Origin of the sequence: Arthrobacter sp. CC3, from assembly GCF_039907775.1 — a bacterium.
GTDB lineage: Bacteria > Actinomycetota > Actinomycetes > Actinomycetales > Micrococcaceae > Arthrobacter.
Window position 1 is genome coordinate 112,486 of record NZ_JARCCY010000008.1, and the last position, 19,773, is coordinate 132,258.

Genomic DNA, 19,773 nt, shown 5'->3' on the forward strand with positions numbered 1-19,773 from the left:
AATTCAGCGCATGATCATCGCCGTTGCCATTAACCCGCGCGCTTCGTTCGGCGGTGCCCGGCACACGGGCGACGCCGTGGTGGCTTTCTTCCGCGCCGCCGGGGCACGTGTCATCGTGCTGAGGAAGGCCAGCTATGACCGGCTCGCCGCTGCGGTGGGTGAGGCGCTGGACTCGGGCTGTGACGCGCTGGTTGTGGTAGGCGGCGACGGCATGGTCCATCTGGGAATCAACGCCCTCGCCGGACTCGGCGTGCCCTACGGAACGGTGCCGCTGGGTATCGTTCCCAGCGGCACGGGCAACGACATGGCCCGGGCCCTGGGCCTCCCGTTGAACGATGCAACGGCCGCCTGTGAACGGATCCTGGCGGCACTGCACGATGGCGGGCGCCTGATTGACGCTGGGCGCGTCACGGGGAATGGTGCGACCAGCTGGTTTGCCGGAGTGGTTTCCGCCGGCTTCGACGCCGCCGTGAACGAACGCGCCAATGCGTGGCGCTGGCCCCGCGGCAGGAGCAGGTACAACCTGGCAATGCTCCGTGAACTCGCCACATTCAAAGCCGTGGACTACACGGTGACAGCCGACGGTGAAACCTGGCGGCAGGGGGCCATGCTCATTTCGGTGGCGAACGGCCAGTCCATCGGGGGCGGCATGAAGGTGACCCCCGACGCCGTGCTCGACGACGGATTCCTCGATCTGTTCATCGTGAAGCCGCTGTCCAGGGTGCGCTTCCTGGCAGTCTTCCCGAAAGTCTTTTCCGGCCGCCATACCGGCCACCGGGCAGTGCACATCAGGCAAGTGCGCCGGGTTGAGCTCTCCGCCGCGAACGTTGTTGCGTACGCCGACGGCGAGCGGCTTGGCCCGTTGCCACTGACCATCGAGGTGGTGCCCGGCGCCGTCCGGGTACTTGCCGTGCCGTAACGGTGTACCGGCCGGTGCGTCTAAACTCTTGCGGAGGACCGGCCGGAACAGCGCCGCCGGCAGAGCGGATATGGGGGCCGTGTGCAAACGATGGGCAGGGGGCGCGCGGCGGACCGCTCGTACACGCTGACCGGCGTGATCCGGCGGCTTGCGCGGCCGCTGACTTTGGCAGTGGTGCTGGCCGGCGCGGGCGGCTGCAGTGTGGGCGTCCCGGATCCCGCGGCCCCGAGCGTTGCCAAGACCACGCCCGCGCCGGCAACGCCCACCATTACGCCGGGCCACGATGCGGCGGCGGTGGCCGCGAAGGACCTTCCGTTTACCGCCGGTGACTCACTGGCCCCAGGTGTCAGCGTCGCCCTTTCGGACGGGCTCCGTGAGGCGCCGGGCTGGAAACCGGTCAGCGAGAACGTGGCAGGGGAGAACCGCTACGTCAAAGCCGACGGATGCGTTGTGTCGGCCCGGGTCCGCGTGAATCAGGGCGCACTGGCTGTTACCGGCGACGACAAGGCCTCCACCGTTGAACTGTTTCGGTACCTGGATCCCACCCTGGTTCCCGGTTACCTGAAGACCGACACCCTGCGCTGGGGCGGTGAACCGGGCAAACCCGGGCCAGCGGTTGAGGTGCTGGCTTACGACGGCGTATCGGCGCCAGGCGGAAAGTCGGCAGCGGTGCTGGCCAGGCTTTTCAGCAAAGCCGGCTCGTCCGTTTACATTTCACTCGTGTGCCCGGACTCCGCTGCGCTCGCAGCGGCCCGGGCGGACGTGGCGGAACGCCTGGTGGTCGTTCCGCCAACGGACTGAGCCGTTACCGCTAGGCCTTGCGGGAACCCCGGGGCGATAGCCGGTTGAGGGCCAGGGCGGCCACAAGCAGGCCGAAGTCGCGGAGGGCGACGTCGAAGAAGCTGCCCAGGAGCAGCAGATTGATGATGATGCCCAGCAGCCACACGGCCACCAGCATGGATCCGAAGCGTGGCCGGAGCGCCACCGCGATACCGGCAACAATCTCCACCACACCAACGATGTACATGATGGTCTGGGCCGGCAGCGGAACCACTGATGTGGCCACGGGGGCCAGATACACGGTCCAGTCGGCGAGCAGGTTGGTGAACTTGTCGAGGCCGAAAATAATCGGGGCGACCGTGAAGACCGTGCGAAGCAGCAGGAAGGCCTGCCGGCCCGGTTCGGCGGCCAGGCTGCGGCCGGGCGTGGTCAGCACCGAGGATGATTTCATGGCTTGCTCCTTCTAAAAGTAGGTAACATAATTTTAGAAAGAGATTCTGAATTAAGCAATGAATCTTGTTTTTAGAGTTAGGGTGTTCCATGCGCAGACTTCCCTGGGCCCGCCGGATCGCGGCCGTGGCATCACTTGGTGATGAAAACCGCAGGAAACTCTTCGGATTCGTATGGTCCTCCGCCGGCCCGGTGGGACGTGACGAGGCGGCCGCCGCCCTGGAGATCCCGCGAAGTACAGCATCGTTCCAGCTGGACAGGCTGGTGCAGGACGGTGTGCTCACCGTCGAGTTCCGAAAGCTCGGCGGGAAGGCCGGACCGGGCTCGGGCCGGCCGGCGAAGCTGTACCGGCCGGCCCAGCCGGAGCTGGGCGCTTCCGTACCGGACCGCAACTATGACCTGGCCGGTGAACTCATGGCGGCGGCGATTGAACGGTCCAGTGCCGCCGGCGAGCCTGTCCGGGACGCGCTGCTGGCCACGTCCTACGCGAAGGGCCTGGAGATGGCGGAGGGGAGCCACAGCCTCGAGGACTTCCTCTCGGCGGAGGGCTACCTGCCGGATCCGGACGGTGCGGGCGGCTTCGCGCTGCGCAACTGTCCGTTCCACCGGCTCGCGGACGGCCACGCCGACGTGGTCTGCGCCATGAACGGCGCGTTCCTCACCGGCGCGGCCGCCGGCTGCGGAGTTGCCGAGGGCCGCATCGTGGGGAACAAAGCGGCTGGCCAGTGCTGCGCCAGGGTTACGCCGCCCTGATTTCCGCGGGTTTCCGAGGCCGGCCTGCCAGCAGCACACCGGCTATGACAAGCATGCCCCCGAAGATCTGGGGCAGGCTGACCGGAATGCCCATCATCACCGTGATGGCCGCCGTGAACACAACAATCAGGTTCAGGTAATTGCCGGCGGTGGCGGGTGCTGTTGTTTTGAGTGCGAGGTTCCAGCACAGGTACGCCCCCAGCGACGGGAACGCGGCGATGTATGCGATGGACCAACCTTCGGCTGCGGTAGCGGGGAAACCTGCGCCCGCGGCGAGTGCCACCGGACCCAGCAGGACTGTGGCCATCACCACCTGGACGGCTGTGGCCGCGATGGCCGGCAGGCCCAGCCGGCGGGAAATAATGGTGTAGAAGCCCCACACGACGATCGCCCCGATCATCAGCAGTTCACCGAAATTGAAGGTAATGCTGAACACTCGGAGCAGTTCGCCCCGGGTCAGGACCAGGAGCACCCCGGTGAGACCCAGGGCGATGCCCAGCCAGCCGAAGAGGCCGGGCTTTTCACCGAGCATGAAAATGGCCATCACCACGATGAGCGCCGGATTGGCAGCCGTGATCAGCGAAGCGTTGAGAGCGGACGTGTGCTGGAGGGCGGTGTAGAGCAGCAGGGTGTAGCAGCCCATCCCGAGAACGCTCAGGAGCAGCAGTACCCGCCAGCGGCCAAGGACTGCACGCCAGTCGGGGCGTTCCACAAAGTGGGCCAGCGCCACAAGCGGAAGGGCGGCCAGCGCCCATCTCCAGAACGTGAGTTCCAGGGGCGTCATGGTGTCCACGGCTGCCTGCCCCACCGCAAGGTTGCCGGACCAGAAGAGGGTGGCCAGCACCAGGTAAATCGAGGCTTTCACCGCTCGAATCTACACCGGTGCCGGGGCGGGCCGGGTTGCCGCGGCTAGAATTGGCTTGTGTCCGTCTACCTCGATCATGCCGCCACCACGCCCATCGCCGCCGAGGCCCTGGCGGCGCTCACCCGCGAACTGGCCAGGACCGGCAACCCTTCGTCACTGCACGGTTCCGGCCGCCGGGCCCGCCGTTCGGTGGAAGACGCCCGGGAGGCAATAGCCGCAGCTGCCGGGGCCCACCCGTCGGAAGTCATCTTCACCTCGGGCGGCACGGAGGCTGACAACCTGGCCGTCAAGGGCCTGTACTGGGCCCGCCGCGCCGAGAAGCCGGAGCGCACGAGGATCCTGTGCTCCGCCGTCGAGCATCATGCTGTCCTGGACACAGTGGAGTGGCTGGAGCGGCACGAAGGCGCCGAGGTCAGGTGGCTGCCGGTGGATTCCGACGGCGTGGTGGATCTGGAAGCGCTGGGATCGGAGCTCTCCCGGAACCCCGAGACCATCGCCCTCGTCTCGGTGATGTGGGCAAACAACGAGGTCGGCACCATCCAGCCGGTGCGTGAGGTGGTTGCGGCGGCCCATGCTGTTGGCGTTCCGGTTCATTCGGACGCAGTCCAGGCCTTTGGGTCATTGCCGGTGGACTTCCGGGCCAGCGGGCTGGATGCCATGTCCATCTCCGGCCACAAGATCGGCGGCCCGGTGGGGGTCGGAGCCCTGCTGCTGGGCCGTGCCGTCAAGCTGACGCCGGTGATGCACGGCGGAGGTCAGGAACGCGACGTGCGGTCCGGGACGCTGGACACGGCGTCGATCGCAGCCTTCGCCGCGGCTGCCGAAGCCGCGACCAAAGACCTCCCCGGGGAAGCGGCCCGGATCACCGGGCTGAGGGACAGGCTGATCGCCGGCGTGCGGGCAGCCGTCCCCGATGCCGTCCTCCGTGGAGCGCCGGGCGATGGACGCCTGCCCGGCAACGCGCACTTCACCTTTCCGGGCTGCGAGGGTGACTCCCTGCTCTTCCTGCTGGACCTTGCCGGGGTGGAATCGTCCACTGGTTCGGCCTGCACCGCCGGCGTGCCACGGCCCTCGCACGTCCTGCTGGCCATGGGCCTCAATGAGGACACCGCGCGTGGAGCACAGCGTTTTTCCCTGGGGCACGCGTCCACGGAGTCCGACGTCGACGCCCTCCTGGCAGCACTGCCGGGCGCCTACGACCGGGCCCGCCAGGCGGGTATGGCCGGGCACGAATCGACCATCCAGACCGCCGCCACGGTGGCCCGTCAGTCGTCTGCCAGGAGCTGATCCAGGGGCACGCCGGGATCGGCCAGACGGCCCGGCCCGATGGCCGCCCGGCTGGAGATCAGTGCCTTGATGGCTTTCTGCGTGCGGGGAACGTTGACGTTCATTCCCGCCACCACGCGGCCCTCATGCTGCCAGAACGCGATGAATTCCCTACTCTCCAGGGACCCGCGGATCACCGGTTCGGCGGCCGCGGCCAGCGTGGGGAAGCCCGAATACTCCATGCTGAGCCCGTACTGGTCGGTGTAAAAGTACGGAATGGCGTCCAGTGCCGCATCCTGGCCGAGCATCGATTTGGCCGCGATTTTTCCGCCATTGAGTGCGTTGTGCCAATGCTCGCTGCGGTGGTGCTGCCCCGTGAACGGGTGCAGGGCGTTGGCCACGTCCCCCGCGGCGAAGATGTCCGGGGCGCTTGTCCGCAGGGAGGCGTCTGTCAGTATCCCGTTGCTGAGGACCAGTCCGGCCTGCTCCGCGAGCCGGGTGTCCGGGGCCACGCCCACGGCAATCACCACGATGTCGGCGGGCAGCACCTCGCCCGAGCCGGTGACCACAGCGGTGACGCGGCCGGCGTCGCCCCGGAGTTCGGAAGCGGTCGCGCGCAGGCGGAACCGGACACCGTGTGCTTCGTGAACGGAGCGGAAGAACGCGCCCAGTTCAGGTCCGATGGCGGCGGCCAGCGGGATGTCCTCGAGTCCGAGCAGCGTCACGTGGTTGCCATAGCCGACGGCAGCAGCCGCCAGTTCCATCCCGATCCAGCCCGAGCCCACCATCACCACGTTCTGTCCGCCCGGCGATAACTGTTCCCGGAGGCGGCGGCTGTCGTCCAGGGTCCGGAACATGGTGACGCCGTCGAGCCCGCTCCCCGGCAGGGGAATGCGCCGGGGGAGTGCGCCCGTAGCCAGCAGGAGTGCATCGTAGTCGAGGGACTCGCCGTTGCTGAGTTGTACTTTGTGCGTGCCCGGGTCGACGGCGGCGACGGTCACGCCCAGGCGGAGGTCGACGTCGTTCTCTGTGTACCAGGTCTCGGGAGCGACGTGGACTGCGTCCTCGCCGGCTTTGCCCAGCAGGTACTCCTTGGACAGCGGGGGACGAAGGTATGGGTGGTGGCGTTCGGTACCAATGAGGCTGATCCTGCCGGCGAACCCCTCGCTGCGCAGGGTGCGGGCGGCGGTGGCCCCGGCCAGGCCTGCGCCGGCCACGACGATGCTGTCGATGGGGTGCCCGACGATGCGTTCGACAGACATGGTGCCGCTCGATTCCTTCGAAGGCCGGTCTTATCGGCCGGCCGCTTCTAAAAATACTAATCCTGACAATAGAAGCCGCGGCTCAGTCCGTCAAGGGCCCGCGCAGGCGATTTCGGGTCCCCCTTGGGTGAGGCAGTAGAATGGTGGGGCATGCAGTGTATCCGGCCGCGTCCAGCACGCGGGCCCGGTAGGAGCTGCACACCGCACCACCACACCCTCCCCTAGAGAAAGCCAGCATGCGAGTTCTTGCAGCCATGAGCGGCGGAGTCGATTCCGCCGTTGCCGCCGCCCGCGCCGTCGAGGCGGGACACGACGTCGTCGGTGTCCACCTGGCGCTGTCCAGGATGCCCGGAACGCTCCGTACCGGAAGCCGCGGGTGCTGCACGATCGAAGACTCCCGCGACGCCTGGCGTGCCTGTGACGTGCTGGGCATTCCCTACTACGTCTGGGACTTTTCCGAGCGGTTCAAGGAAGACGTGGTCCAGGACTTCATCGACGAATATGCTGCCGGACGCACCCCGAACCCCTGCATGCGCTGCAATGAACGCATCAAGTTTGCGGCGCTGCTGGAAAAGGCCATCGCACTGGGCTTCGACGCCGTCTGCACCGGCCACTATGCCAAGGTGATCACCGACGCCGACGGAAACCCGGAACTCCACCGCGCCGCCGACTGGGCCAAGGACCAGAGCTACGTGCTCGGCGTCCTCACCCACGAACAGCTCAAGCACTCCATGTTCCCGCTGGCGGACACCCCCTCGAAGGCCGAAGTGCGCGCCGAGGCCGAGCGCCGCGGGCTGTCGGTGGCCAACAAGCCGGACAGCCACGACATCTGCTTCATTCCGGACGGCGACACCGCCGGGTGGCTTGCCGAAAAGATCGACATGACCACGGGCGACATCGTGGATGAAACCGGGTCCAAGGTGGGAGAGCACCCCGGCGCCAACGCGTTCACCGTGGGCCAGCGCCGTGGCCTAAAGCTCGGCACCCCGGCCGCAGACGGCAAGCCCCGCTTCGTCCTGGAGATCCGGCCCAAGGAAAATAAGGTAGTGGTGGGCCCCGAAGCGCTCCTGGCCATCGACGAGATCCGCGGCATCAAAGTATCGTGGGCCGGCCTGCCGATTGCGGAAATCGCCACCGGCGAAGAGTTCGACTGCCACGCCCAGGTCAGGGCACACGGCGATCCTGTTCCCGCAACGGCGCATACGGAACTGCTGACGGACGACGACGGCGCCGAGCGGACGAATCTTGTGGTCACCCTTGCCACCCCGCTGCGCGGAGTGGCCCCCGGACAGACCGTGGTGCTCTACCAGGGAAGCCGGGTCCTGGGACAGGCCACCATTGACGCCGCGCGCTCGCTGCAGCGCGCGGAACTCCACTAGGGGTCCCGCCGCGGCTGGCCGTAGTCAATTACGCCTGCGACCGCAATAATTGAGGCCTGGGGAACCAGGCTTGAAGCAGGCCGCCACCTCACCCGGTGCGGCTGCTCAGTTGAGGAAAGCAGGCCCGCAATGGTCTCTGCAGCGCTTGGAATAGGGCATGGCCTCGAGATGGTGGCGCTGACCGCCCTTGCCGAGGGCCCCTTCACCCGCAAGTCAGGAAAGCCCCTCACCACCAGCATCCGGGTACCGGTGGAGAGGGTGGTCAACGGCCCGGCCGGCGCACGTCTGGCCCTGCGGGTGCGGGCTCCCGGGGCTGACGGTCCCCGGCCCATTTCCCTGTCCGTGGACCGCAACGAATGGTGCATCGACGACCAGGACGCACCCGCCGGGCTGGAAGAGCTGCTGACCGACAGCCGGTTCCTCGCACAGCACGTCTATGCGGTGGCGACCGCAACACTACAGGCATTTGAAGTCACCCTGGGGCGCCGGATGGGCTGGGCTTCGGGCCACCGGCTGCTCATCAGTGTGTATGACAAGATCCCCTACGCCTCCACCGGCTACGACCGCGAACGCGGCCTGATCCGTTTCGGGCACCGGACCGACGACCGTTCCACGCATTCTGTCCCGTTGGCGCTCTATCACGACCTGGTCGCCCATGAGGTGACGCACGCGATCCTGGACGGTTACCGGCGCCAGTGGACAGACAGCGATGCCTTGCTGGACGGCTACGCGCTGCACGAATGCATTGCCGACCTGGTGGCCATGCTGAGCGTGTTTTCCTCGCCTGAGCGGGTGGAACAACAGCTGTCAGTGGCTGTTCCGGGCCCGGACGGGAAGTCCGGAACCGTGCCCGCCCGGAACATGGAGAAGGAAGTCCTGGCCTCCGGGCTGTTCGGGCTGGCCGACGGGCTGTTCTCGCGGGGCGCCGCCAGGCGGCCGCTCGACGTGGACGTGCCCTTCGAGTGGCGCCTGGATCCCGAACCCCACCGGCGCGGCGAGATTGCCGTGAAAGGGGTGCTGGACGCCGTCGTACGGCTGTGGCTGCAGCGGCTGGACCGGCCGGGCGGCCGGTCCAGCCGCTACCAGGTGGCCGAAGCCGGGGCGCATCTGGGACATCAGATGCTGGGCATGGTGCTGCGGGGGCTTGCCTACATGCCGCCGGTGGACCCGGGCTGGGAGGACCTGCTGCGGGGAATCCTCGCAGCAGACGCCGTACTGGTGCCGACGGACATGATGGGATACCGGCAGGCCGTGCGCGACGCCTTCTGGGACATTGACCTTTCCACGGAGCCCGATGAACTGCTGGACGGACTGAAGCATCTTCGCGATCTGCGCTACCCGGTCCGGTTGTCTGCCCTGGCCGCCGATCCCGAGGAGGTCAACCGCTTCATGTGGGAGAACCCGCGGCTGATCGAGGCTGCCGGCATCGATCAGGACACGAGCATCGTCGTGAACCGCGTACGTCCCAGTACCAGGGTGGGGCCGGACGGTTTCGTTGTCTCCGAAATCGGCGCCTCCTTCGTCCAGTCCGTGACGATGTCAAAAAGCGAGGCCAGGAACAAACTTGGTCTCCGCGTGGACAGCGACTACTACACCGTCCGTGGCGGGGGCCTGCTGCGGTTTGATGAGGGCGGCAGGCTGTGTTTCGCGGCGCTCAAGCCGGTCATGGACGCGGAATGGCAGCAGGCCAAGCTAGAAACCATCAAAAGGGAAGCCGGGACAAAAATGCCCGTGGCCACCTTCCACCCGGAGGAAGAGCGCCAGGAGTGAGCCGGGGTCAGCTTCCCCAGGGGGCCTTCCGTGCCGGCGTCGAGCCTTCCAGCTGCGCCACCTGGTCGAAGCCGCCGGCCCTGAGGCCTTTGCTGACCAGCTTGAGGATGTCCGCCCGGCCCAGCGCGCCGTCGCCGGTGACCGCCTTGATGAAGTTGTACGTGAAGGCTCCGTTGTAGCGGCCGTCCAGGAAGGCGTCGGCAGCGGTCTGGTCAGCCCGGCAGGCGGCCAAAAGCACGGGCTTGACTCCCGGGCCGGCTTTCACCAGGTCACGCAGTGCCCTGGTGTCGTTGAACTCCGTGGCAGCAACGCCGCGGGGAGTCGGTGCCGGCAGGAAGCGGGGCCGGCGCCCGGGCAGCAGATCCAAAGATTTCAGGCCCGTGCCGCTGTGGCAGGTATCCAGCACCACGTCCATCAGCACGCCGTCCGGCAAGCGGGCAAAGAGGGTGAACAGTTCGTCATCCGAAATGACGGTGGCAGGATCCCACGAGTCGCCGGTGTTGTTGATGTCGTAGCAGGCGAAGGCTTCATCCAGCCGGTCCGCTTCGTCGTTGCTTGTGTCCGGAATCTGCGTTCCGTGGCTGGAGAAGGTGAAGACGATGTGCTGGAGTTCGCCCGCGGCGGCGCGGTCCATCATCGCATCCAGCTGCGCCATCACCCGGTCTTTCGTGGCCCGGGAATCCAGCAGCAGCGAGATGTCCGACTCGGCGAAACCGTATCCGGTCTGCAGCAGTGCCGCGAGGTCGCGGGCGTCATTGACGCAACCTTGCAGCCAGCTGGATTTTGGCAGGTGTTCAAATTCGTTGATCCCCACACAGAGGGCGGCTTTGCCCATGGTCTGTTCCCTTCAGCCGGGTAGGGCAACTCTATTCCCGGGAAGGAGACTCTTCAATGGCGATTCCCTATGGCACTCACTCGTCGTTCCGTCGGAGGCTGATCCGGCCGGAACGCTGAAGAAAACGATAGTTTTGACCCAATCAGGTAAATTTTGTGTCTCAACTCACAGGTTGTAACGATTCACCGCTCTCGGGTCTGATTGAATCGTGTGACCAGGACAGCGTCCCGCCCACCGAGTCCAACTGATCCAGTTGCGTGGCGGCACGCGTGTACTCATCGAACAGAAAGTCCACAGATGGCAATGAACAAAAAGGCCCTGCACAGCGCTATCGCGCTCGCGGGTGTTTCCGCGTTTGCACTGACAGCCTGCACAGGTCCGTCCGGCGGCGGCGGAACTTCCACCGGCGGTGCCGGAGGCGGAACCATTACCTACGGCACCACCGACAAGGTCGTTACCCTCGATCCTGCGGGGTCCTATGATGCCGGTTCCTTCATGGTGATGAACCAGATCTACCCGTTCCTCCTGAACGCCAAGCCGGGCACGGCCGACGCTACGCCTGACATCGCGGAGTCCGCGGAATTCACCAGCCCCACGGAATACACCGTGAAGCTCAAGTCGGACCTCAAATTTGCCAACGGTCACGCACTCACCTCCTCGGACGTGAAGTTCTCCATCGACCGCGTGGTCAAGATAGCGGATCCGAACGGTCCCGCCTCGCTGCTGGGCAACCTTGAGTCGGTCGCCGCCAAGGATGACACCACGGTGGTCTTCACCCTCAAAGCCGGCAACGACCAGGTCTTCCCCGGCGTTCTTGCAGCCAACTCCGGACCGATCGTCGACGAAGAGGTATTCCCGGCGGACAAGCTGATGACCGACGACGAAATCGTCAAGGGCAAACCGTTCGCGGGCCCCTATACGATCGACAGCTACAAGAAGAACGAGCTCGTCAGCCTGAAGGTCAACCCGGATTACAAGGGCCTGCTCGGCAAGCCCGCAAATGACGGCGCCACCATCAAGTACTACGCCGACTCAAACAACCTCAAGCTGGACGTCCAGCAGGGGAACATTGACGTCGCCGGCCGCAGCCTGACGGCAACCGACGCCGCCGACCTGGAGAAGGACTCCAAGGTGAAGGTCCACAAGGGCCCCGGCGGTGAGCTGCGCTACATCGTGTTCAACTTCGACACCATGCCGTTCGGTGCCAAGGCTGCCGACGCCGACCCCGCCAAGGCACTCGCCGTCCGCCAGGCCATGGCTAACGTCGTTGACCGCGACGCCATCGCAACCCAGGTCTACAAGGGCACCTACCTGCCGGCGTACTCCGTGGTGCCAGACGGATTCGTTGGCGCGATCCAGCCCCTCAAGGAGATGTACGGCGACGGGAACGGCAAGCCCAGCCTGGACAAGGCCAAGAAAGCCTTCGCCGATGCAGGAGTCACCGCACCGGTGAACATCAAGCTGCAGTACAACCCGGACCACTACGGCAAGTCCTCCGGCGACGAATACGCCATGATCAAGGAACAGCTCGAAAAGTCCGGACTGTTCAAGGTTGACCTGCAGTCCACCGAGTGGGTCACCTACTCCAAGGACCGAACTGCTGACGCCTACCCGGTGTACCAGCTCGGTTGGTTCCCCGACTACTCGGACGCGGACAACTACCTGACCCCGTTCTTCGTTCCGGGTAACTTCCTCAAGAACCACTACGAAAATGCATCCGTCACCGAGCTGATCAAGTCCCAGCTCACCACCGTTGACAAGGCAGAGCGCGAAAAGGTGCTGGGCGAAGCCCAGACGGCCGTGGCCAAGGATCTTTCCACGCTGCCGCTGCTGCAGGGCGCCCAGCTTATGGTCGCCGGAAAGGATGTCAAGGGTGTCGAAAAGACCCTGGACGCATCCTTCAAGACCCGGCTTGGCGTAATTTCCAAGTAGGTCCAGTTCTCCATCCGGTCCAGGCCAGCCGAAAAGGCGGGGCGCCACGGCGTCCCGCCTTTCGTGCTGAGCCAGGGCAACAGATTCCGGGGCCCACGAAGCCGCCGGAAGCACACATTTAGGTACCAATGACAACACTGATTGAGGCGCCGCCAACCGACGCCGACGGCCTGCTGCCGTCAAAGAAGAAGTCGTCCGGCGGGGGACTGGGCCAATACATCCTGATCAGGTTCCTGCTGATCTTTCCTACAATTTTCATCCTCGTGACGCTGGTGTTCTTCCTGATGCGCATCACCGGCGATCCCATCACGGCGGCCATGGGCGGCAGGCTGCCGCCAGAGCAGCTGGCGGAGCGGATCACCGCGGCAGGCTATGACCGTCCGATCCTCGTGCAGTACTTCGAGTACCTGGGACAACTGGCCACAGGCAACTTCGGCACCACGCTCTCGGACAACCGCCAGGTCACGGAAATGCTGGCCACCTACGGCTCAGCCACTCTGGAACTGACCATCAACGCGCTGCTCGTGGCCCTGCTGGTCGGCATTCCGCTGGGCATGGTCGCCGCCTACCGGAGGGACCACGCACCCGACGCCGTCCTGCGCGTTTTCGCCATCGTCTGCTACGGCACACCCGTGTTCTTCGCCGGCATGCTCCTGAAACTCACGTTCGCCGTGTGGCTCGGATGGCTCCCCGTGGCCGGCCGCGCCAAGACCTCCAGCGAACTGGAGCTCACCTCGCTACAGTCGCCGACCGGCATCTACTGGCTGGATGCCATCCGCAGCGGCAACATGGCAGCCCTGGGCGACGTCATGGCGCACGCGGTCCTGCCGGCCGTCGCCCTGGGCCTGCTGACCGCAGGCATCTTCCTGCGGCTGGTCCGCACCAACGTCATCGGAACCCTGGGCCGGGACTACGTGGAGGCCGGGCGCTCCCGCGGCGTCAGCGAATTCCGGCTGGTCACCAAGCACGCCTACAAGCCCGCACTGATCCCCATCATCACGGTGATGGGCCTGCAAATTGCCGTGATGCTCGGCGGTGCCGTACTGACGGAAACCACCTTTGAATGGAAAGGCCTTGGCTTCCAGCTGGCCACCTATCTCACGGCCCGCGACTTCGTGGCGGTCCAGGGCATTGTGGTCCTTCTCGCCGTCATCGTGGCCGTGACCAACTTCATCGTGGACATTGTTGCTGCGCTGATCGACCCCCGCGTGAGGTACTGATATGAGCACTCCTACAACTGTTGAACCTGCTGCGGATCCACGGGCTCCCCTGTTCCGCCGGCTGCCGGTCATCTCGCACTTCAACAAGAGCGTGGGCCTGCAGCGCGGAATGCTGGTGGCAGGACTCATCCTGACCACCGCCTTTGTGTTGACAGCCATTTTCGCGCCACTCCTGGCTCCCTACGGTTACGCCCAGCTCTCGGACGCCGACGGCAGTTTCCCCGCACAGCAGGCACCCGGTGGAAAGCACCTGCTGGGGACCACGGTGGGCGGCTACGACGTACTGTCCAGGGTCATCTGGGGTACGCAAACGGCCATCATGGTGATCGTTGTCGCCGTCCTGATGTCGATCTTCATCGGCGTCATCCTCGGACTCGTCAGCGGCTACATCGGCGGCTGGCTCGACCGGATCCTCGTCGTCGTCGCGGATGCCATCTACGCTTTCCCCTCCCTGCTGGTGGCCATTGTCATGGCCATCGTCATTAGTGGCGGGCAATCCAGCCTGCTGGGCGGCATCATGGCCGCGGCAATCTCCATCACCGTGGTCTTCATCCCGCAGTACTTCCGGGTGATCAGGGCAGAAACCATCCGCCTCAAGGCCGAACCCTTCGTGGAAGCGGCCAAAGTAGTCGGGGCGTCGGACATCCGCATCATGAGCCGGCACATCTACAAGAACGCCACCCGCACCCTGCCGCTGATTTTCACGCTCAACGCCTCCGAAGCCATCCTGACCATGGCCGGACTCGGATTCCTGGGCTTCGGCATCGAACCGAGCTCGGCGGCCGAGTGGGGCTTCGACCTCAAGCAGGCGCTGGCCGACACCACGTCCGGCATCTGGTGGACCGGCGTCTTCCCGGGCCTCGCCATCGTGCTGACCGTCGTGGGCCTCACCCTTATGGGTGAGAGCATCAACGATCTTAACGATCCGCGTCTGCGCGGACGCAAGAAGGCCGCTTCCGGCAAGGGCGGGCCCGATTCGAACGCAGCCGCGAAGGCAGGAATCCAAGCAGAAGTGAGCAGTTCATGACTACCAACATCGACAAGCGCGGCACCGGCCCGGTCCTGGATATTGACCACCTCAAGGTCACTTTCGCCACCGATGCCGGGGACGTCTATGCAGTCAAGGACGTCAGCCTCGAGGTCAGGCCGGGCGAAGTGGTGGCGATCGTCGGCGAGTCCGGCTCCGGCAAGACCGTCACCGCCAAAACCATCCTCGGCCTCCTCCCGGAGACCGCCATCAGCTCCGGTGCGGTGCTGATCAACGGGAACAACGTCATCAGCGTCAGCGCGGCCAAGCTGCGGCAGATCCGCGGCCGGGACGTTGCCATGGTCTTCCAGGAACCGTCCACGGCGCTGAACCCCGTCTTCACCGTGGGGTGGCAGATCGCTGAAGGCATCCGTGCCCATGCGCAGGGCAAGGGCGGCAAGGTGTCCGCCAAGGAAGCCAAATCCCGGGCCATCGAAGCCCTCCGGAAAGTGGGCATCCCGGACCCCGAAAACCGCGTGGACTACTACCCCCACCAGTTTTCCGGAGGCCAGAAACAGCGTGTCGTTATTGCGGCCGCGCTGGCACTCAATCCGGGGCTGATCGTCGCCGATGAACCCACAACAGCCCTGGACGTCACCGTCCAGGCTGAGATCCTCCAGCTGCTTAGGGACCTGCGGGACAAGTACGGCACCTCGATCGTGCTCATCACCCACAACATGGGGGTAGTGGCCGATCTGGCCGACCGGGTGGTGGTGATGTACCAGGGCGACGTCGTCGAGGAGGCAACCGCCAAGGTGCTGTTCGCTGAGCCGAAGCAGGAGTACACGCGGAAGCTTTTGGCGGCGGTGCCGCACCTGGGCCGGAACTCCGCGTCGGAGGGACTGACGGCGCGGGCCCACCAGGGCGGCAAAGTCCTGGTGGAAGCCAAGGGCCTCACCATCGAATACCCCGGCCGGCTGGGCAGCCCCGGCTTCAAAGCCGTGGACGGCGTGAGCTTTACGCTGTCCGAGGGTGAGGTCTTCGGCCTGGTCGGCGAATCGGGATCGGGCAAGACCACTATCGGACGCGCGATCGCGGGCCTCAACCGCACCACGGGCGGCAGCCTGAAGGTGCTGGGCTACGAGATGCTGAACCTCAAAGAGCGGACGTTCAAGCCCCTCCGCAAGGAAATCGGTTTCGTGTTCCAGGACCCGGCGGCATCCTTCAACCCGCAACTGACCATCGGTGACTGCGTTGCCGAGCCGCTCATCATCCACAGCAATCCCTCGCCGGCGCAGGCGAGGAAACGCGTGGGTGAGCTGCTCGAATCGGTGCAGCTGCCGGCGTCGTACGCTGACCGGTTCCCGCACGAACTGTCCGGCGGACAGCGGCAGCGGGCATCACTGGCCAGGGCACTGATCCTGAACCCGAAGCTGCTGATTGCCGACGAACCCACTTCGGCGCTGGATGTTTCCGTCCAGGCTGTGGTGCTGGAACTGTTCAAGGACATCCAGGCGGAGTTCGGGTTCGCCGCGCTGTTCATCAGCCACGACCTCGCGGTAGTCGACATCCTGTCCCACTGGGTCGGTGTGCTCTACAAGGGCAAGCTCGTGGAGCAGGGGCTGGGCACCCAGGTGATGGGCGCACCCCAGCACGACTACACGCGCCGGCTGATCGCCTCGCTGCCCGTCCCTGATCCGGACGAACAGGCCAAGCGCCGGGAAGCCAACCGCGCGCTGCTGGCCGGTTAGTTCCGCTTCGTAGTGGAAATGCCCGCCGTCCGTTCCGGACGGCGGGCATTTCCGTCCCCGGGCAACCTCCCGCTGGAACGTTGCGGGGACGCTTAACAGCCACAGGGAATTGGCGGGGTGCCCATAGACTGGGAGCATGACCGAGCAGAACCAAGATCTTCCAGACGCCGAATCCTACGACCCCTCAGCCAGCTCATTGGCCGGACAAGTGGACCAATCGGTCATGGCGGAACTGCTGTCCATCCGGTCCAGTATCGACAACATCGACGCGACGCTCGTCTTTCTCCTTGCCGAACGGTTCAAGGCCACGCAGAAGGTCGGGTTCCTCAAGGCAACGCACAGGCTGCCTGCCGGGGACCCGGGCCGGGAGACCGCCCAGATTGCGCGGCTGCGCCGCCTCGCGGAGGAAGCCCACCTCGATCCGGCATTTGCGGAGAAATTCCTGAACTTCATCATCGGTGAGGTCATCCGGCACCACGAAGCTATCGCCGAAGACCACCAGGCCGCCGAGAACAACGGGTCCGCCGCCAGCCGGCCGGCGCCGTCAACCGCCGTCGACGCCTAGGCCATGCCGGAATCGCAAGTAACTGCCACCGCCCTGGGCCCGTGGCCCGGTGACGATCCGTTGGAGGCGACGCGGATTGTCCGCGGCGAACTCGGGAACCCGCACCTGCCGTTCCTCGTGGAGCTTCCGGACCGCGGCGTCGGCTCCGATGCACTCGGCCGGACCGCGTCACTGCTGGTGGACCTGGCCGTCGACGTCCAGCCCCACGGATGGCGGATTGTGGATCGTCCGGGGAAAGACCTCATGCGGGCGAAGTCGGCGCTGTCAACGGACATCAACGTCCTTGCCGACGTTGCCGGGACGGAAGAAAGCCCGGCCCGCGACTTCAAGGTCCACCTGCGCGGACCGTTGAGCCTGGCCGCGGGCCTCCACCTCCACAACGGTGAACGTGCCCTGCTCGACTACGGCGCCCGACGCGATATCGCCGCATCACTGGCCGCCGGCATCGGTGATTTACTGGCCCGCGTCGGTACGGCTGTGCCCGGGGCGCGGCTGGTGGTTCAGATCGACGAACCTGATATTGCGGCGGTCCTCGCCGGAACCATTCCCACATCCAGCGGCTACCGGACCCTGCGGGCCGTCCCGGGGCAGGAAGTGACCGAGGCGTGGCGCCTGGTCATCGATGCGGCCAGGGCAGCCGGTGCCGTCGAAACGGTGATCGCGGTTGACGAAATAGAGGCGCCCTTCGACCGTATTCTCTCATCGGGCGCGGACGGGATAGCCGTCCCGCTCAAGGCGCTCACCTCCCGCCAGTGGGAACAGCTAGCCGGCGCGGTCGAAGCCGGCAAGAGCCTGTGGGCCGGGGTCGTGGCCGCGGGCAACCCGTCAGCGGCACTGCCCCGGGTACAGGAAGCAGTGGAGAACGTCTGGCGGCCCTGGCGCCAGCTGGGGCTGCCCGCCTCGTCACTCGGCTCCATCCGGGTGACGCCTTCCGGGGGGCTGGCCGGGCACACGCCGTCGTCCGCCACTGCGGTGCTGACCCGGCTCACCCAGGTGGCGGACGGGCTCAACCAGCTGGCACTCGGCTAGACGCGGCTCTCCCACCGGTCCGGCCGGGCGTAGCCCGGGAGGTGGCCCTGCCCTGCGGTTTGGCCGGGGTAGGAGCGAAGGCGGTAGTCGAAGCTGCCCGCATACACCAGGACGAGTCCCAGCTGCGGCTGGATCACCTTCACCTGGATCCGGTGCTTGCCGTTTTCGCCCTCCGCCGGTTCCCACCACTGCTCCGCATACGCCTTGGCATCCAGGGCCGCCGGCAGCGGAATGCGCAGGGCACCCAGGAACAGCCGGGACGATTCGGAGACGCCGCGGAGCCTGCCTTCGGCGGTCACGCTCAGGTTGAGGTCGGTGACCAGGCGCCGGTAGCGGCCAACGTAGTCCACCAGCCCCGGCTTGCTCCGGGAGTCGTCAAAGCTGGTGGTGTCATGGAACAACCGGGTGCGGCCGGGAAACTGGATCTCGCGCCTGGCGGTGAGGCTTGACCGGCCGAACGGATCGAGGTGTGCGTGGTTTTCGATCCGGAAGGGAATACGTTCCCCGTATTCCGGAAAGAATGCTTCTTCCCCGGCGGTCAGCCGCAGCAGCGGACGGAGCCACTGCTGCCGGCACCCCACAACGTCGAAGACCCCTTCTCCGACGCCGTAGCGGCCTGAGCCGGGAGCAAGCGAAAAGTACTCCTGGAGCTCGGGCTGCAGCCGGGCGAAGTCACTGCCCAAGGCTCGTTCATAGATAGGCGTTGTCACGTTGGCCTCCTGGTTTCGACACGTCGTTCATAGTCTGCCCGCGGCCTTGAGCCGGATATAGGCGTCCGCCAGTGCGGGCGGCAGCTGGTGGGGTTCGGCGTCCACCACTTCCACCCCCATCTGGCGCAGCTGGATGGCGACCGCTTCGCGTTCCAGCAGTGCCCGTTGGGCGGCCGCCGCGCGGAACACCTGTGCCGCCGTCGTACGTTCCTTCTGCATCGTACCGAGCATGGGGTCCCGGACGGAGGCAACCACCACAACATGCTGCTGCGCCAGCTGGGCAGCCATCGGCAGCAGTCCCTCTTCCGGTGCGCCGCTGTCCAGCGGCGTCAGCAGCACCACCAGCGAACGGTGCGCCGATATCTGCCGGATCTGGCCAGGGACCTGGCTCCAGTCCAGCTCAATGAGTTCCGGTTCCAACGGGGCCATGGCCTGCACGAGCTGTCCCAGCAGGTTTCCTTTCGACGCGGAGCCTGCCCGGCCGCGCGTCCGGCGGTCGAAGGCGAAGAAATCCACACGGTCGCCGCCGCGTTCGGCAAGGACGGCCAGCAGCAGGGCAGCCTCGATTCCGGTATCGAGCCGGGGTTCATCGTCGATCCTCGCCGCCGCCGTCCGGGAGGTGTCCAGCATGATGACCACGCGCCGGTCCCGTTCGGGACGCCAGGTACGGACGACGACGGCGGACCGCCTCGCCGTAGCGCGCCAGTCAATCGAGCGCACGTCGTCACCGCGGACATAGTCGCGCAGGGAATCGAATTCGGTGCCGGCACCCCGGATCTGGACCGCCGCCTTGCCGTCGAGCTCGCGCAGTTTTCGGAGCTTGGACGGCAGGTGGCGCCGTGAGTGGAACGGCGGGAGCACCCGCACGGCGCCGGGACACCGGAGGGTCCGCTGGCGTGCGGCCAGCCACAGCGGGCCGAAAGCCCGGAGGGTCACATGCGGCGCCTTGAGGTCGCCCCGCCGGGCAGGTTCCAGCCGCACCTTCATCCGGCGCCGTTCGCCGGCCGGAACGTCGATGAACTGGCGCGGATCCTTCGCACCGGCGGACGGCTGCCAGGCGTCCCGCACCAGGGCGCGGAGCCGGCGCGGACCGGTGTTCCCGATGGTCAGGACGGATTCGCAGCTGCCGGTCAGCGTGACGTTCCCGGGAAGCGTGCGGTCCAGGGTGATCTTCCGCAGCGGCGCCGCCAGGGCAAGGTCCAGCAGCAGCAGTGCGCCCAGGACCAGGCAGACCACCAGGACCGTGCCCCAGCCGGGAAGCAGCAGCACGGGCACCAGACCTGCCAGGGCCAGAAGTACGAACCGTCCGGAAATGGCCAT

18 protein-coding genes are annotated in these 19,773 nt (G+C 66.1%); 12 read left to right on the forward strand and 6 right to left on the reverse strand.

From position 1 onward, the window contains the following. Positions 1 to 10 precede the first annotated feature (10 nt). Together PV761_RS06860 and PV761_RS06865 are read left to right on the forward strand one after the other, a co-directional pair. Positions 11 to 919 (forward strand): YegS/Rv2252/BmrU family lipid kinase, encoded by a 909-nt coding sequence (locus tag PV761_RS06860; protein ID WP_347895400.1) that lies wholly within the window; start codon positions 11 to 13, stop codon positions 917 to 919. 90 nt (positions 920 to 1,009) lie between these two features. Next, positions 1,010 to 1,720, forward strand: coding sequence for a hypothetical protein (locus PV761_RS06865; RefSeq protein ID WP_347895478.1), 711 nt, complete (start codon positions 1,010 to 1,012; stop codon positions 1,718 to 1,720). Positions 1,721 to 1,730: 10 nt separating this feature from the next. On the opposite strand, the gene PV761_RS06870 is transcribed toward PV761_RS06865, so the two are convergent. Continuing rightward, the gene (locus PV761_RS06870; protein WP_028270209.1) at positions 1,731 to 2,150 is read right to left on the reverse strand and encodes a DoxX family membrane protein; all 420 of its coding nucleotides are present in this window, start codon (positions 2,148 to 2,150) and stop codon (positions 1,731 to 1,733) included. Between the two features lie 89 nt (positions 2,151 to 2,239). Here PV761_RS06870 and PV761_RS06875 point away from each other — a divergent pair, with 89 nt between their 5' ends. Continuing rightward, complete coding sequence (locus PV761_RS06875) at positions 2,240 to 2,902, forward strand: helix-turn-helix domain-containing protein (protein WP_347895403.1); 663 nt, start codon at positions 2,240 to 2,242, stop codon at positions 2,900 to 2,902. On the opposite strand, the gene PV761_RS06880 is transcribed toward PV761_RS06875, so the two are convergent. Next, positions 2,889 to 3,767: a DMT family transporter gene (locus tag PV761_RS06880; RefSeq protein ID WP_043437962.1), complete on the reverse strand. Its 879-nt coding sequence runs from the start codon at positions 3,765 to 3,767 to the stop codon at positions 2,889 to 2,891. The genes PV761_RS06875 and PV761_RS06880 overlap by 14 nt on opposite strands. 57 nt (positions 3,768 to 3,824) lie before the next feature. On the opposite strand from PV761_RS06880, the gene PV761_RS06885 reads away from it, so the two are divergent. Then, positions 3,825 to 5,054 carry a cysteine desulfurase family protein gene (locus PV761_RS06885; RefSeq protein WP_347895405.1) on the forward strand — a complete coding sequence of 410 codons (1,230 nt, stop codon included), beginning with the start codon at positions 3,825 to 3,827 and terminating at the stop codon, positions 5,052 to 5,054. On the opposite strand, the gene PV761_RS06890 is transcribed toward PV761_RS06885, so the two are convergent. Then, entirely contained in the window at positions 5,033 to 6,295 is a 1,263-nt protein-coding gene (locus PV761_RS06890; protein ID WP_347895407.1) for an FAD-dependent oxidoreductase, read from the reverse strand. The genes PV761_RS06885 and PV761_RS06890 overlap by 22 nt on opposite strands. Before the next feature lie 236 nt (positions 6,296 to 6,531). Between PV761_RS06890 and mnmA the strand changes: the two genes are divergently transcribed. Both mnmA and PV761_RS06900 read left to right on the forward strand, forming a co-directional pair. Continuing rightward, positions 6,532 to 7,674, forward strand: a complete 1,143-nt coding sequence (gene mnmA, locus PV761_RS06895; protein ID WP_347895409.1) for a tRNA 2-thiouridine(34) synthase MnmA — start codon at positions 6,532 to 6,534, stop codon at positions 7,672 to 7,674. Positions 7,675 to 7,803: 129 nt separating this feature from the next. Further along, a complete protein-coding gene (locus tag PV761_RS06900; RefSeq protein WP_156037078.1) occupies positions 7,804 to 9,444 on the forward strand; it encodes a hypothetical protein in 1,641 nt (546 codons plus the stop codon). A 7-nt stretch (positions 9,445 to 9,451) separates the two neighbouring features. On the opposite strand, the gene PV761_RS06905 is transcribed toward PV761_RS06900, so the two are convergent. Then, positions 9,452 to 10,279, reverse strand: coding sequence for a caspase family protein (locus PV761_RS06905; protein WP_347895411.1), 828 nt, complete (start codon positions 10,277 to 10,279; stop codon positions 9,452 to 9,454). A gap of 297 nt (positions 10,280 to 10,576) precedes the next feature. Here PV761_RS06905 and PV761_RS06910 point away from each other — a divergent pair, with 297 nt between their 5' ends. The 6 genes from PV761_RS06910 to PV761_RS06935 all read left to right on the forward strand — a co-directional run bounded on the left by PV761_RS06910 (position 10,577) and on the right by PV761_RS06935 (position 17,743). Further along, positions 10,577 to 12,211 (forward strand): ABC transporter substrate-binding protein, encoded by a 1,635-nt coding sequence (locus tag PV761_RS06910; RefSeq protein ID WP_347895413.1) that lies wholly within the window; start codon positions 10,577 to 10,579, stop codon positions 12,209 to 12,211. A gap of 128 nt (positions 12,212 to 12,339) precedes the next feature. Then, the gene (locus PV761_RS06915; RefSeq protein WP_347895415.1) at positions 12,340 to 13,431 is read left to right on the forward strand and encodes an ABC transporter permease; all 1,092 of its coding nucleotides are present in this window, start codon (positions 12,340 to 12,342) and stop codon (positions 13,429 to 13,431) included. A 1-nt stretch (position 13,432) separates the two neighbouring features. Beyond that, positions 13,433 to 14,458, forward strand: a complete 1,026-nt coding sequence (locus PV761_RS06920) for an ABC transporter permease (RefSeq protein ID WP_028270199.1) — start codon at positions 13,433 to 13,435, stop codon at positions 14,456 to 14,458. Then, on the forward strand, positions 14,455 to 16,149 hold the full coding sequence (locus PV761_RS06925) for an ABC transporter ATP-binding protein (protein ID WP_347895418.1): 1,695 nt from the start codon (positions 14,455 to 14,457) through the stop codon (positions 16,147 to 16,149). The genes PV761_RS06920 and PV761_RS06925 overlap by 4 nt, the downstream gene beginning before the upstream one ends. 136 nt (positions 16,150 to 16,285) lie before the next feature. Further along, on the forward strand, positions 16,286 to 16,714 hold the full coding sequence (locus PV761_RS06930; RefSeq protein WP_347895420.1) for a chorismate mutase: 429 nt from the start codon (positions 16,286 to 16,288) through the stop codon (positions 16,712 to 16,714). A 3-nt stretch (positions 16,715 to 16,717) separates the two neighbouring features. Next, positions 16,718 to 17,743 (forward strand): hypothetical protein, encoded by a 1,026-nt coding sequence (locus PV761_RS06935; protein ID WP_347895422.1) that lies wholly within the window; start codon positions 16,718 to 16,720, stop codon positions 17,741 to 17,743. On the opposite strand, the gene PV761_RS06940 is transcribed toward PV761_RS06935, so the two are convergent. Continuing rightward, positions 17,740 to 18,453 (reverse strand): DUF4166 domain-containing protein, encoded by a 714-nt coding sequence (locus PV761_RS06940; protein ID WP_028270195.1) that lies wholly within the window; start codon positions 18,451 to 18,453, stop codon positions 17,740 to 17,742. The two genes, PV761_RS06935 and PV761_RS06940, sit on opposite strands and share 4 nt — an antisense overlap. Before the next feature lie 27 nt (positions 18,454 to 18,480). Next, positions 18,481 to 19,773, reverse strand: a complete 1,293-nt coding sequence (locus PV761_RS06945) for a DUF58 domain-containing protein (RefSeq protein ID WP_347895425.1) — start codon at positions 19,771 to 19,773, stop codon at positions 18,481 to 18,483.

What these genes read in the sequence shown, in the direction of transcription:
- PV761_RS06860 (WP_347895400.1), top strand. Translation starts at nt 11, where the DNA reads ATGATCATCGCCGTTGCCATTAACCCGCGCGCTTCGTTCGGCGGTGCC.
- PV761_RS06865 (WP_347895478.1), top strand. Translation starts at nt 1,010, where the DNA reads ATGGGCAGGGGGCGCGCGGCGGACCGCTCGTACACGCTGACCGGCGTG.
- PV761_RS06870 (WP_028270209.1), bottom strand. Translation starts at nt 2,150, where the DNA reads ATGAAATCATCCTCGGTGCTGACCACGCCCGGCCGCAGCCTGGCCGCC.
- PV761_RS06875 (WP_347895403.1), top strand. Translation starts at nt 2,240, where the DNA reads ATGCGCAGACTTCCCTGGGCCCGCCGGATCGCGGCCGTGGCATCACTT.
- PV761_RS06890 (WP_347895407.1), bottom strand. Translation starts at nt 6,295, where the DNA reads ATGTCTGTCGAACGCATCGTCGGGCACCCCATCGACAGCATCGTCGTG.
- mnmA (WP_347895409.1), top strand. Translation starts at nt 6,532, where the DNA reads ATGCGAGTTCTTGCAGCCATGAGCGGCGGAGTCGATTCCGCCGTTGCC.
- PV761_RS06900 (WP_156037078.1), top strand. Translation starts at nt 7,804, where the DNA reads ATGGTCTCTGCAGCGCTTGGAATAGGGCATGGCCTCGAGATGGTGGCG.
- PV761_RS06905 (WP_347895411.1), bottom strand. Translation starts at nt 10,279, where the DNA reads ATGGGCAAAGCCGCCCTCTGTGTGGGGATCAACGAATTTGAACACCTG.
- PV761_RS06910 (WP_347895413.1), top strand. Translation starts at nt 10,577, where the DNA reads ATGGCAATGAACAAAAAGGCCCTGCACAGCGCTATCGCGCTCGCGGGT.
- PV761_RS06915 (WP_347895415.1), top strand. Translation starts at nt 12,340, where the DNA reads ATGACAACACTGATTGAGGCGCCGCCAACCGACGCCGACGGCCTGCTG.
- PV761_RS06920 (WP_028270199.1), top strand. Translation starts at nt 13,433, where the DNA reads ATGAGCACTCCTACAACTGTTGAACCTGCTGCGGATCCACGGGCTCCC.
- PV761_RS06925 (WP_347895418.1), top strand. Translation starts at nt 14,455, where the DNA reads ATGACTACCAACATCGACAAGCGCGGCACCGGCCCGGTCCTGGATATT.
- PV761_RS06930 (WP_347895420.1), top strand. Translation starts at nt 16,286, where the DNA reads ATGACCGAGCAGAACCAAGATCTTCCAGACGCCGAATCCTACGACCCC.
- PV761_RS06935 (WP_347895422.1), top strand. Translation starts at nt 16,718, where the DNA reads ATGCCGGAATCGCAAGTAACTGCCACCGCCCTGGGCCCGTGGCCCGGT.
- PV761_RS06945 (WP_347895425.1), bottom strand. Translation starts at nt 19,773, where the DNA reads ATGGCCATTTCCGGACGGTTCGTACTTCTGGCCCTGGCAGGTCTGGTG.